The following is a 12,349-nucleotide window of genomic DNA, read 5'->3' as shown; positions in this document are numbered from 1 at the left end:
GGACTCTATTAAGGAGGAAATCATGGAAAAACAAACCATCGCCGTCTTGGGGCCTGGTTCTTGGGGAACTGCCCTTTCACAAGTCTTAAATGACAATGGACACGAGGTACGTATTTGGGGAAATCTTCCCGAGCAAATCAATGAAATTAATACACACCATACTAATAAGCACTACTTTAAAGATGTCGTCCTAGATGAAAATATCATTGCCTACACTAACTTAGCAGAAACATTGAAAGATGTGGATGCGATTTTGTTTGTTGTCCCAACAAAAGTGACACGACTTGTTGCCCAGCAAGTTGCACAAACCTTAGACCATAAGGCTATCATCATGCACGCATCAAAGGGATTAGAACCTGATAGCCATAAACGATTATCAACCATTCTTGAAGAAGAAATTCCTGAACATCTCCGCAGTGATATTGTCGTTGTTTCAGGACCTAGTCATGCGGAAGAAACCATTGTGCGTGACCTGACTTTAATCACTGCTGCTTCTAAAGATTTACAAACAGCTCAATACGTTCAAGAGCTCTTTAGTAATCACTACTTCCGACTTTATACCAATACGGATGTTATTGGAGTTGAAACTGCTGGTGCTCTTAAAAACATTATCGCTGTCGGCGCCGGAGCTTTACATGGTTTGGGATTTGGTGACAATGCCAAGGCAGCCATCATCGCTCGAGGTTTGGCAGAAATTACCCGCCTAGGGGTAGCACTCGGTGCCAGTCCATTGACCTATAGCGGCTTATCTGGTGTGGGAGATTTGATCGTAACGGGAACTTCCATCCACTCTCGTAACTGGAGAGCTGGAGATGCCCTTGGTCGTGGAGAATCCCTAGCTGATATCGAAGCCAATATGGGCATGGTAATTGAAGGAATTTCAACAACTCGAGCAGCCTATGAACTAGCGCAAGAACTTGGAGTCTATATGCCCATTACACAGGCCATTTACCAAGTTATTTACCACGGAACCAATATTAAAGATGCCATTTATGACATCATGAACAATGAATTTAAAGCAGAAAATGAGTGGTCTTGACTCTCTAAAGAAAGGATTCTTATGACATCAAAAGTTAGAAAGGCAGTCATCCCTGCCGCTGGACTTGGAACTCGATTTTTACCAGCAACCAAGGCCCTTGCCAAAGAAATGTTACCAATTGTAGACAAACCAACTATCCAGTTTATCGTGGAAGAAGCTCTCAAATCAGGTATTGAAGATATTCTGGTTGTCACTGGTAAATCAAAACGTTCTATTGAGGACCACTTTGACTCAAACTTTGAGCTTGAATACAATCTTAAGGAAAAAGGCAAAACGGATTTGTTAAAATTGGTAGATGAAGCAACTGGTATGCGCCTTCATTTCATCCGCCAAACTCACCCTCGTGGTCTTGGAGATGCTGTCTTACAAGCCAAAGCTTTTGTGGGGAATGAGCCCTTCGTTGTTATGCTGGGCGATGACCTTATGGACATCACAGATGAGAACACCGTTCCTTTGACAAAACAACTGATGAATGATTACGAAAAGACACACGCATCAACCATTGCTGTCATGCCCGTACCACACGAAGACGTTTCATCATACGGAGTCATTGCTCCTCAAGGAGAAGGAATCAATGGTCTCTACAGTGTCGAAACTTTCGTTGAAAAACCAGCTCCCGAAGATGCACCAAGTGATTTGGCAATCATCGGTCGCTATCTGCTCACACCAGAAATTTTTGATATTCTCGAAAAGCAAGCTCCTGGCGCTGGAAATGAAATCCAGCTTACTGATGCTATTGATACGCTCAATAAAACACAGCGTGTTTTTGCCCGTGAATTTACAGGAGCTCGTTACGACGTTGGGGATAAGTTTGGCTTTATGAAAACATCTATTGACTACGCCCTCAAACACCCACAAGTCAAAGATGACTTGAAAGATTACCTCATCCAACTTGGAAAAGAATTGGCTGAGAAGGAATAAAACAAAAAAGATAAGGTTCAAAAAATTGCCTTATCTTTTTTCATTACACAAATTTTCATCCCATTCCCTTGTAGAGAAGTAAGACTGCGAGTCCTACGAACAACACTAACGCTACCAGTCTCTGACTAGCGCTATACATCCGTCTTTCGCCTCGAACTGGAAAGACAACTGCTAGAAATGCGCCACCAACTGCTCCTCCGATATGGCCTGCTAGGCTGATTCCTGGAATCAGAACACTTCCAATAATGTTAACCACAAAAAGTGTCAGATAGGATTGCCCCAACTGCTGGATATAAGGATTACGCGTTGCATAGCGAAGAACAATAATTGCAGCAAATAGCCCATAGAGAGAAGTCGAGGCTCCTGCTGCTAAGGATTTGGGACTAAATACAAAAACAAAGAGATTGCCCATCATTCCAGATAAGAGATAGAGAAAGAAAAACTTCTTGGATCCGAAAATTTCCTCTACTTGCCTACCAAGGTAATAAAGCGAAAGCATATTAACAATGAAATGCTCCCACCCAATATGAACAAAAATAGCAGAGAAGAGACGCCAAATCTGCTCAGGAAAGAGGCGAATGGCAGGCCCGTACATGGCTCCAAATCGAAATAGGGTATCTGCCCTATAAAAGTTTCCTCCTGTGGTCACCAACATTAGTATAAATACCAAGGCCGTCACTAAGAGGAAGAAACTCGTCACAGGGTAACGCCTATCAAAGATTTCTTTCATCAATCAGTACCTCCTGAACAGGAATATCATGATTTTCAGGGCTAAAGTCCTGAATTTGACAAGGATATATCGTACTCAAAGTATGACCAGTAATATGTTTCAGATAGCGATCATAATAACCTCCACCGTATCCTATCCGATATCCTTTCGTCGTAAAAACCAAGCCAGGAACATGAATCAAATCAATCTGAGAGGCATCCACTACTTCCAAATCTCCCTGTGGTTCCAGTAAGCCAAAGGCAGTTTTTACCAACTGTTGCGGATGATACACTACAAAGTCCATGCGCCCTTTGGGATAGGTTTTGGGTATCAGAACCTTCTTGTCGTCCTTCAGCGCCTGCTCAATCAATCCCTGCGTTTGAAATTCGTGCGGAAAAGAGAGATAGGTTGCGATGACCTTGGCTTCTTGGTAAAAGGGGTGTTTCAAAAATTGATCCGTTAAAGCTTGATCCATAGCCTGTTTTTGCTCTTGAGATATAGCCTTCATTTCTTGCAAGACTTGCTTACGTAATTCTGCTTTCATAGACAACCCCCTCTACTCTGCTGCCTTCTTTTTCAGGAAACTAGAGACCGCGTCCACCCCAATAGCTAAGGCTTCTTCCTTAGGACTCATCTGAGGGTGATGAAGGGCGTAGGGACTATCAATACCTAACCAGAACATAACGCCATCAACTTTTGAAAGGAGATAACCAAAGTCTTCACCTGTCATAGCAGGTTCGATATCAATCAGCTCAATTCCCTCTTTTTCTTCAAAGAAGTCCATCAGTTCACGCGCCAAGGCTGGATGATTCTCAACAGGCAGGTAACCCCCTTGTTTGAGTTCCACTTCGACTTCCATATCGAAGGCAGCTGCAACTCCTTCTGCAACTGTTTTGACCCGCTTTTGCACCAAGAGACTCATGTCCTGTGTCAAGGCCCGAATAGTTCCATGCAAAAAGGCTGTGTCTGTGATAACATTGTTGGTTGTTCCAGCTTGGAAAACTCCAAAGGTCACCACTGCTCCCTCGATTGGGTTGACATTGCGGCTGACAACTGACTGCACCTGGGTCACAAAGTAACTAGCCGCCACCAAAGCGTCATTGGCTTCATGCGGAAATGCTGCATGTCCTCCTTTACCTTTAAAACGAATCTTCACCTCGCAAGTCCCTGCAAAGAGTGTATGAGTATTGGTCGCAATCTGTCCAACCTTCAGATCTGGCCGAACATGGAGGCCATAAAACTGGTCTGGCAACCAGTCTCCAAAAGCGCCATCCTCATACATGAGCATGCCACCAGCTTCATTTTCTTCAGCAGGCTGAAACAGAAAGAGCAGATTGTTCTTTGGTTGCTCCTCAAGAGCACGTTCTAAACAGCCCAAGGCAATAGTCATGTGGAAATCATGTCCACAAGCATGCATACGACCTTGGTGCTGGGAAGCAAAAGGAAGGCCTGTTTGTTCAACGATAGGCAGACCATCAATATCTGTTCTCCAACCAATAGTACGCTCTGGCTGACTTCCCTGCAAATAAACCAAAATACCTGTCCGCCAAGTTCGAACTTGGACAAAATCCTTGCCTGCAGTCAATTTCTCAATCACATCCAGCAAATAAGCCTGAGTCTTGAACTCCTCCAAGCCAATTTCTGGAATCTGGTGCAAATCTCGTCTAGTCTGAATCAAATCTAACATCTATCTATCCTCCGATATAGCAGAAAGAGGCTGGAAGAAGGGTTCCGCCTCTATTTTTCTTTTACAAATTACAAGGTACGAAGCGCATCCTCTAGCGCTGTTTTTTGTTGGGTTTGGGCATCAATTTCTTTGATGATACGAGCTGGAACACCTGCTACCACTACGTTTTCTGGAACATCTTGGGTAACAATAGCTCCTGCTGCAACCACTGAACCACTACCGATTTGAACTCCTTCGATAACCACTGCATTGGCTCCAATTAGAACATTGTCTCCAACACGGACTGGTTCTGCGCTAGCTGGCTCAATCACACCTGCCAAAACTGCGCCTGCACCAACGTGGCTGTTTTTCCCGACGATAGCACGGCCACCAAGGATAGCCCCCATGTCAATCATAGTTCCTGCACCAATTTCAGCACCAATATTGATAACAGCCCCCATCATGATAACAGCATTATCACCAATTTCAACTTGATCACGGATAATAGCACCTGGCTCGATACGAGCATTGATATCACGTTTATCTAGCAAAGGAACGGCAGAATTACGAGCGTCTTGCTCAACAACATAGTCTTGATTTTCTACTAAACCCTCGAGAAGAGGAGCTACGTCCTTCCAGTCTCCAAATAGGACATTTCCTAGTTTAACAACAGATCCAGGTACAGCAGTTGCAAGTTCCCCCTCAAAGGTTACTTTCACACTGGTTTTCTTTTCAGCATTGGCGATAAATTGGATAATTTCTTGAGCGTTCATTTTTGTGGCAGTCATAGGCGCCTCCTAGTTCATTTTAATGATACCTATTCTACCAAAAAAGGCCTCAAATTTGAAGCCTTTTTGTTTGTTTTTAGGTATGATTTTTAGGGATGTGAGATAAAACGTGCTGTCGGTAAAAGCAGGCCCCTACCGATACAACCTAAAAACACTCTTCACAACTATCTCCCCGTGTTTTATTGACTATTCTAGTATAGCACACTTTTAGAATTAAGAAAAGACTTTTTATTTACTTTCTTTCGCTTCTTCTATCGATAGGAAAATCATAGGTAAAATAATCAAGGCCATTGCTAGAAGAAGGGACCAATCCACTACCAAGCCTAAAAACAAAACACTCAGCAAAGCAGAAGAGAGGGGTTCGCTGGCACTGATAACGGAAACCACCAAAGGAGAAACCAAGGACACAGCCTTCATGGAAATAAAAAAAGCAAAAGCCGTCCCAAAGAAAGCGATAATGAGACAAATCAAAATACTCCAAATATCAGGAGTAAAGGAAAGCTGATAAACCGGCGAGAGGACATTGCTAAATAAACCTGCCAAAATCATCCCCCACCCAACGGTGGGAACAAAACCATAACACTTAGCAAAAGGTTGAGGTAGGATAACATTAAACATAACACCCATAGCGCTCAGCAGACCTGTTATAAGTGCCAGTGGCGTCATGGATAACTGAGATAGATCTCCCTTTGTCGCCATCAGGCAAACACCCAACATGGCAATCAAAACATAGAAAATAGCGCTTTTTGACGCTCGTTTTTGATAAATCAAGCGATTGTAAAAGAGGATAAAGACAGGGCTAATAAACTGTAAAATAGTCGCTGTCGCTGCATTTGAGTATTCTACACAGAGATAGAAAAAATACTGAACTGAAAAAATCCCCAAAATAGCATAAGCTAAAAAGGGCAGGTAATTTTTCTTATCTCTCCAGATATCTAACACTTGTGATTTTAATTGCATCGCAGACCAAACGAGCACAAGACTCCCTGCCAGTGTCAAACGCATAGAAGTAATCCAGCCCGAAGACACCTGGTAATGAGTAAAGAAATACTCTCCTAAAATTCCACAGATTCCCCATATTAAGCCAGATAGTAGCGAATAAATGGTTCCTTTAACAATCTTTTTCTGATACTGATTCATACCTTTATTGTAACACGAAAGGAAAAAAGAAAAAAGTGGCAATCCATTGATTCGCCACTTCATTTAGCACAGTTTATAGAACTTATCGTCTCGTCCTTGAAGAAGAAGGTCGTGTAGCACTTGAGCTACTGCTATCGCTAGAACTACTGCTTGAACTGCTGGAGCTTGATGGAGTTGGTAGACTCCCCACGATGCTAGACCAAGCATTCTGATAATCCGCATCACTTCCGCCAATAGCAAAGCGATAACTTGTCGCTGGCGCTCCTGCCTTATTAGCCCAATAACTGGTAACAGTCGAACCTGTGACCTCTACCTCTTTTCCTTCAACAGAAACCTTCCCTGGTTTTTGACCTGTTGATTTCAAGACTTCGGATTTTACGACACTAGGATCTAAAGCGAAGCGCTCGTTCCCCCAAATGCTTGGGGAGGCTTGCTGAATCGCATTTACCAGATGAGCCATGTAATTAGAGTTATTGGAATAACCTGCTCTACGTGACAATGAATGATTATCATCATGCCCAATCCAGCCACCCAGGGTTAATCTAGGTGTCGAAAGCATGAGCCACATATTTTCGTCTTGGTTGGTTGTACCAGTCTTCCCAATCCAATCTGCATTAGCCAGATTAGGATTTAAAGAAGTCAGGTTCGTCTTGAAGGTTGTTGTCACACGAGAGGATAGAACTTCTCGCAACAAGCCCTGCATAATTGTAGCAGTAGCTTTTGAATAGACTTGAACCGGTTTATCCTGATACTCATACACCACTCTACCATCTGCTGCTTCAATTTTAGAAATCACATGTTTTTTATGATATAGACCATTATTTGCTAGGGTCTGATAGCCATTAGTATGCTGGGCAACTGTGACTTCAATACCACCACCCATCGGCAGGCTCTCAATACCGTACTCAGGAATCTCGTAGCCCATCTTTTCCATATAACCCTTGACATCAACACCCTTTTCACGGAGCATACGATAGGTCCAGTAAGCCGGAATATTCCATGAATAGTTCAAGGCTTCTCCCAAGGTCATCATTCCTGTCCCCTTGCTATTAGCATACATAATCGGACTGCCATTAGCAAAATTTGTTGGATAGTTAGAGAGAATCGTTTCGCTTCCCATCAAGCCCTGATCAATAGCAATACCGTAGGCCAGCAAAGGCTTGGTAGTAGAAGCTGGTGAGCGCTTGGTATCAAAGGCATGATTATTTTGATTTTCTTGATAATTACGACCACCTACAAAACCTAGAATAGCACCTGTTTGGTTGTCCATCAGGACATTCCCTACTTCTACACGACCTGTTCCATCGTCTAAAAGATAGCCATAGTCAGCAACCGCACTTTGCATAGCAGAATGAATTTTCTGGTCTATGGTAGTAGTAATTTTATAACCACCATTTTCAATTTCCTTGGCTGCCAAATCGCGATAAAACTTCTGGGTTGCCTCATTTTTCAACTCCTTAGCGGAGACATTGTCTCTCTGAGCTAGATAATCATACATACGTTCCTGAGCTTCTGCCAAGGCTGTAAAGTATAAATAGCCTCGTGACACACCTGTGACTGTAGCTGAAGGGAGAAAGTCCTGTTTAAGATTGTAATCCTTATATTGAGAATACTCATCTTTGCTTAAGGCACCTGTACGATACATACTATAAAGAACTGCCTTAGCCCGTCTCAAGCCAATTTCTAAGTCTTCATCACTCTTCAACTCTCCAGTATTTTCATAAGGAGAATAGGTAATGGGACTCTGTGGAAGTCCTGCTAAAAATGCTGCTTGAGGAACCGTCAACTGACTTGCATCCACACCGAAAATCCCCTCAGCTGCCTGCTGAGCTCCTGCAATATTCTGCCCCTTATTATTTCGGCCAAACGGAGCCACATTGAGATAGGTCGTTAAAATCTCATCCTTATTCATGGCACGTTCCAAGGCAAGAGCATCCACAATCTCTGTCGCCTTACGAGCCAAAGTCGGTGCATCCCCAACCACCTGCTGTTTAATCAGTTGCTGGGTCAAGGTTGACCCCCCACTAGAGGAACCCAAACCTACAAATTTCCCCAAGGTCGCACGAATCACCGCCTTGGGCACTACACCCTTATGTTCTTTAAAGTGTTCGTCTTCCGTCGCAATGATAGCTTTCTTCAGATTTTCCGAAATTTGCTCAGATGAGATAGAAGTGCGCAACAAATCACTCTCTACGGAAGCAATCACCGTCCCATCTGCATAGGTAATCTCTGAAATAGAAGAAATGTCCTTGACCTGATGTACCAATTCTTCTGTCTGAGGCACCCGAACCTTGTCAAATAAGGCCACCCCATACCCCAAAGCAATCCCAGCTCCCAACATTCCTCCTAGAAAACCGAGCACAAAGAGTAAGTTAAATAGGGCTTTTATACTCAGTAAAATAGCTGGAAAAATGGCTGGCCTATCTAGGGATTTAGATTTTTCAGCACTTGAACCTTTCTTGTCCGGCCTATCTGTTTTTTTATTTTTTTGTTTTTGCTGGAAAAATTCCAGCATTTTTCGTTTTAATTCATTTAATTGATTTTGCATGGATTTCCTCACTCTATTTATTATACCACAAAAGGGAAACTTTCAATAAAATAGCCACTTTCTTCCTTATTCTACTAGGCTATTGCCCAAGTTTGTGATACAATAGTTAGAAACAATAATTTTAAAAAGGAGAAAAGACACATGCACATTTTTGATGAGCTAAAAGAGCGTGGTTTGATTTTTCAAACGACTGATGAAGAAGCTTTGCGTAAAGCCCTAGAAGAAGGTCAAGTTTCTTATTATACTGGCTACGATCCAACTGCTGACAGCCTTCACCTAGGCCACCTTGTCGCAATCTTGACAAGTCGTCGCTTGCAGCTAGCAGGTCACAAACCTTATGCGCTCGTTGGCGGTGCTACAGGTCTCATCGGAGATCCGTCCTTCAAAGATGCTGAACGTAGTCTCCAAACAAAAGACACAGTAGATGGCTGGGTCAAGTCTATCCAAGGACAACTTTCTCGTTTTCTTGACTTTGAAAATGGTGAAAACAAGGCTGTCATGGTCAACAACTACGACTGGTTTGGCAGCATCAGCTTCATTGATTTCCTCCGTGATATCGGAAAATACTTCACTGTCAACTACATGATGAGTAAGGAATCTGTGAAAAAACGGATTGAAACAGGAATTTCATACACTGAGTTTGCCTACCAAATCATGCAAGGTTACGACTTCTTCGTTCTTAACCAAGACCACAACGTAACGCTTCAAATCGGTGGTTCTGACCAGTGGGGAAATATGACAGCTGGTACTGAATTGCTTCGTCGTAAGGCTGACAAGACTGCCCACGTTATCACTGTTCCATTGATCACAGATGCAACTGGTAAGAAATTTGGTAAATCAGAAGGAAACGCAGTCTGGCTCAATCCTGAAAAGACTTCTCCATACGAAATGTACCAATTTTGGATGAACGTTATGGACGCTGACGCTGTTCGCTTCTTGAAGATCTTTACTTTCTTGTCACTTGATGAGATTGAAGACATCCGTAAACAATTTGAAACGGCTCCACATGAACGCTTGGCACAAAAAGTCTTGGCTCGTGAAGTCGTTACACTCGTTCACGGCGAAGAAGCCTACAAGGAAGCCCTCAACATCACTGAGCAACTCTTTGCAGGAAACATCAAAAACCTTTCTGTTAAAGAGCTTAAGCAAGGACTTCGTGGTGTACCAAACTACCACGTTCAAGCAGATGAAAACCACAATATCGTAGAACTGCTCGTTTCTGCTGGTGTAGTTAACTCAAAACGCCAAGCCCGTGAAGACGTCCAAAACGGAGCTATCTACGTCAACGGTGACCGTATCCAAGACCTTGACTATGTCTTGAGTGACGCAGATAAGTTAGAGAACGAACTGACTGTTATCCGTCGCGGTAAGAAAAAATACTTTGTATTGACTTACTAAACTGTTCAACATTTACCTATAAACAAAGGAGTTACCCTCAAGAAAGGTAACTCCTTTTTGCTGTGAATAGTCCCCTACCTATCCCTTAATAGACAGACTACGCAGGACTATGCGCAAGGTTGTTAGATTATGTAAGATGGAGAGATTTGAAGGACTGAGCCAATTAAACAAGCCAAAGCCAATCAAACTACTATTTACGACAACGGTATCTTGAATATTCTTCTTGATGAGTGTTTGTAAAGATGATGATAGCCAATCCAACTCTCGGAAGAAATCCAAGCGATTATCTAACAATAAGATATCACTCATCTGCTTAGAAATATCTGCACTCTCATTCATCACTACACCGATATCTGATAGGGTTAGAGCAGCTGAGTCATTCAACCCATCCCCAACCATCAAAATAGTGTGACCTGCTTTCTGTAGTTCCTCTACTAACTCAAATTTCCCATCAGGTTTCAAGTCTGTATAGACCTGATCAAAGGGCAAATCTTTGACTAATTCCTCTGTCCTAACCAAGGTATCTCCTGTTGCCAGAATCAATTTTTTCCCTTGTGCCTTAAGTTTCTCCAAGGCTGCTTTTGCTTCTTTTCTCAAAGGAGTATGAATGCAGAACATTCCAATCAATTCATTCTGATAAGCCAAGAATAAGAGATTGTAGTGACTCTTGTACTCTTCAATTAAAGCATTTTGTTCTGAACTGATATAAATCTGCTCATCCTGCATCAAGACATAATTCCCAATAAGAACTGGTTGGCCATCTATATGAGATTTGATCCCCTTGCTTGCAATATATTGGAGTTTCCCATGCATTTCCTCATGTTCAATCCCCTCTATCTCAGCTTGCTTGACGATGGCATTAGCGATAGGATGATAGATGTGCTCCTCAAGACAGGCACTGATTCTGAGAATATCTTCCTCACTATAGTCCCCAAAAGGTAACACCTTTTCAACTATAGGATAACTAGTTGTGATTGTTCCCGTCTTATCAAATAAGAAAGTATCAATTTCCAGATATTTCTCCAGAACATCTCCATCCTTAATCACCATTTCACGATTCAACCCCTCCTTGATAGCTGTCAAATAAGCTACAGGAGTAGAAATTTTCAAAGCACAGGAGAAATCGACCAATAGGAAAGAGATAGCCTTAGAAAAAGAACCTGTTAATAGGTAAGTCAGCCCAGCCCCCAAGAAATTATATTTGACGACCTTGTCCGCCATCTTGATGAAATAGCGTTGTTTCGTTTTCTTGTTTTCTTCAGATTTCTTCATCAACTCAATCAGTTGTAAAATCCGACTGTTCATCTGATTATCGGTTACACGAATGCGTAACTCTCCAGTTTCTAATACTGTATTTGCACAAACCAAATCAGACTCTCTTTTTTCAACTGGAAAACTCTCTCCCGTCAAGGAACTTTCGTTAACCATACCTAAACCTGAAACTACTTGTCCATCAAACAGAATTTCATTTCCTTGAGATAAGATCAAGACATCTCCTATTTGAACATCGGAACTCTTGATACTAACAACCGTATCGCCCTGTACTAGAAATACATCGCTCTCTTTTGCAAGAAGGCTTTGTTCTAAATCTGTTGCAGTTTTTTTCAAAGACCACTGATCTAAATGATTCCCCAAATCAAGCATAAACATGATATTGCTAGCTGTCTTGGATTGGTTCATAAACAAGGACAATAAAATCGCCGAACAGTCCAAGACCTCCATCGTTAGTTCCTTACGCGCTAGTGTTTGATAGGCTTCTCTAATATAGCCCAAAGCCTGATAACAAGTCCATATATAGCGAATTGGAGACGGTACAAGACTACGAAAAAGTACACGCTTAATCGCTGCACCTGAAACAATAGAATAAGCACTCTCTTCTCTACGAATGGGAAGAGTCATCAACTCAGAAACTTTCCCTTTATCAATTCTTTTTAAAAAGGCTTCTGCATTATCTAATACAGAAAAGCCTTCTTTTATACGTAGAGTAAAGTGCTGTTGATCCATGTAAAACTGGATAGACTCAATCCCCTTTTCATCTCTCGCCAAGGAACGAAGATAGTCTTGAATATCCAAGGTGAGTGAAAAAGAAGATGATAGTCGGATATGTTGATATCCTCTATATAGCACTTTAAAAGACATA

10 protein-coding genes are annotated in these 12,349 nt (G+C 42.2%); 3 read left to right on the top strand and 7 right to left on the bottom strand.

The features are described 5' to 3' along the window. The first annotated feature begins 22 nt into the window (after positions 1 to 22). Positions 23 to 1,039 (top strand): NAD(P)H-dependent glycerol-3-phosphate dehydrogenase, encoded by a 1,017-nt coding sequence (locus O3601_RS07305; protein ID WP_371472115.1) that lies wholly within the window; start codon positions 23 to 25, stop codon positions 1,037 to 1,039. Positions 1,040 to 1,060: 21 nt separating this feature from the next. Further along, entirely contained in the window at positions 1,061 to 1,960 is a 900-nt protein-coding gene (gene galU, locus O3601_RS07300) for a UTP--glucose-1-phosphate uridylyltransferase GalU (RefSeq protein WP_371472113.1), read from the top strand. 55 nt (positions 1,961 to 2,015) lie between these two features. Here galU and O3601_RS07295 read toward each other — a convergent pair whose 3' ends face one another. The 6 genes from O3601_RS07295 to pbp1b all read right to left on the bottom strand — a co-directional run bounded on the left by O3601_RS07295 (position 2,016) and on the right by pbp1b (position 8,811). Beyond that, complete coding sequence (locus O3601_RS07295; protein WP_371472111.1) at positions 2,016 to 2,690, bottom strand: rhomboid family intramembrane serine protease; 675 nt, start codon at positions 2,688 to 2,690, stop codon at positions 2,016 to 2,018. Continuing rightward, positions 2,674 to 3,213, bottom strand: a complete 540-nt coding sequence (locus O3601_RS07290; RefSeq protein ID WP_371472109.1) for a 5-formyltetrahydrofolate cyclo-ligase — start codon at positions 3,211 to 3,213, stop codon at positions 2,674 to 2,676. Before O3601_RS07290 ends, O3601_RS07295 begins: the two co-directional genes overlap by 17 nt. Before the next feature lie 12 nt (positions 3,214 to 3,225). Beyond that, entirely contained in the window at positions 3,226 to 4,356 is a 1,131-nt protein-coding gene (locus O3601_RS07285) for an N-acetyldiaminopimelate deacetylase (RefSeq protein ID WP_371472106.1), read from the bottom strand. 68 nt (positions 4,357 to 4,424) lie between these two features. After that, entirely contained in the window at positions 4,425 to 5,123 is a 699-nt protein-coding gene (gene dapD / locus O3601_RS07280; protein ID WP_261031745.1) for a 2,3,4,5-tetrahydropyridine-2,6-dicarboxylate N-acetyltransferase, read from the bottom strand. A gap of 228 nt (positions 5,124 to 5,351) precedes the next feature. Continuing rightward, entirely contained in the window at positions 5,352 to 6,263 is a 912-nt protein-coding gene (locus O3601_RS07275; protein ID WP_371472103.1) for a DMT family transporter, read from the bottom strand. 82 nt (positions 6,264 to 6,345) lie between these two features. After that, on the bottom strand, positions 6,346 to 8,811 hold the full coding sequence (pbp1b, locus tag O3601_RS07270; RefSeq protein WP_371472100.1) for a penicillin-binding protein PBP1B: 2,466 nt from the start codon (positions 8,809 to 8,811) through the stop codon (positions 6,346 to 6,348). Positions 8,812 to 8,952: 141 nt separating this feature from the next. On the opposite strand from pbp1b, the gene tyrS reads away from it, so the two are divergent. Further along, positions 8,953 to 10,209, top strand: a complete 1,257-nt coding sequence (tyrS, locus tag O3601_RS07265; protein ID WP_371472099.1) for a tyrosine--tRNA ligase — start codon at positions 8,953 to 8,955, stop codon at positions 10,207 to 10,209. A gap of 78 nt (positions 10,210 to 10,287) precedes the next feature. Here the strand turns inward: tyrS and O3601_RS07260 are convergent, their stop codons facing one another. Next, positions 10,288 to 12,348, bottom strand: coding sequence for a heavy metal translocating P-type ATPase (locus tag O3601_RS07260; RefSeq protein WP_371472096.1), 2,061 nt, complete (start codon positions 12,346 to 12,348; stop codon positions 10,288 to 10,290). Position 12,349: the final 1 nt, after the last annotated feature.

Origin of the sequence: Streptococcus sp. 20925_1_69 (assembly GCF_041432365.1) — a bacterium.
Classification (GTDB): Bacteria; Bacillota; Bacilli; order Lactobacillales; family Streptococcaceae; genus Streptococcus.
Note: the sequence above shows the minus strand (reverse complement) of the source record. Positions and strands in the feature narration are given on the sequence as shown.

What these genes read in the sequence shown, in the direction of transcription:
- O3601_RS07285 (WP_371472106.1), bottom strand. Translation starts at nt 4,356, where the DNA reads ATGTTAGATTTGATTCAGACTAGACGAGATTTGCACCAGATTCCAGAA.
- O3601_RS07295 (WP_371472111.1), bottom strand. Translation starts at nt 2,690, where the DNA reads ATGAAAGAAATCTTTGATAGGCGTTACCCTGTGACGAGTTTCTTCCTC.
- O3601_RS07260 (WP_371472096.1), bottom strand. Translation starts at nt 12,348, where the DNA reads ATGTCTTTTAAAGTGCTATATAGAGGATATCAACATATCCGACTATCA.
- tyrS (WP_371472099.1), top strand. Translation starts at nt 8,953, where the DNA reads ATGCACATTTTTGATGAGCTAAAAGAGCGTGGTTTGATTTTTCAAACG.
- dapD (WP_261031745.1), bottom strand. Translation starts at nt 5,123, where the DNA reads ATGACTGCCACAAAAATGAACGCTCAAGAAATTATCCAATTTATCGCC.
- O3601_RS07275 (WP_371472103.1), bottom strand. Translation starts at nt 6,263, where the DNA reads ATGAATCAGTATCAGAAAAAGATTGTTAAAGGAACCATTTATTCGCTA.
- O3601_RS07290 (WP_371472109.1), bottom strand. Translation starts at nt 3,213, where the DNA reads ATGAAAGCAGAATTACGTAAGCAAGTCTTGCAAGAAATGAAGGCTATA.
- O3601_RS07305 (WP_371472115.1), top strand. Translation starts at nt 23, where the DNA reads ATGGAAAAACAAACCATCGCCGTCTTGGGGCCTGGTTCTTGGGGAACT.
- galU (WP_371472113.1), top strand. Translation starts at nt 1,061, where the DNA reads ATGACATCAAAAGTTAGAAAGGCAGTCATCCCTGCCGCTGGACTTGGA.
- pbp1b (WP_371472100.1), bottom strand. Translation starts at nt 8,811, where the DNA reads ATGCAAAATCAATTAAATGAATTAAAACGAAAAATGCTGGAATTTTTC.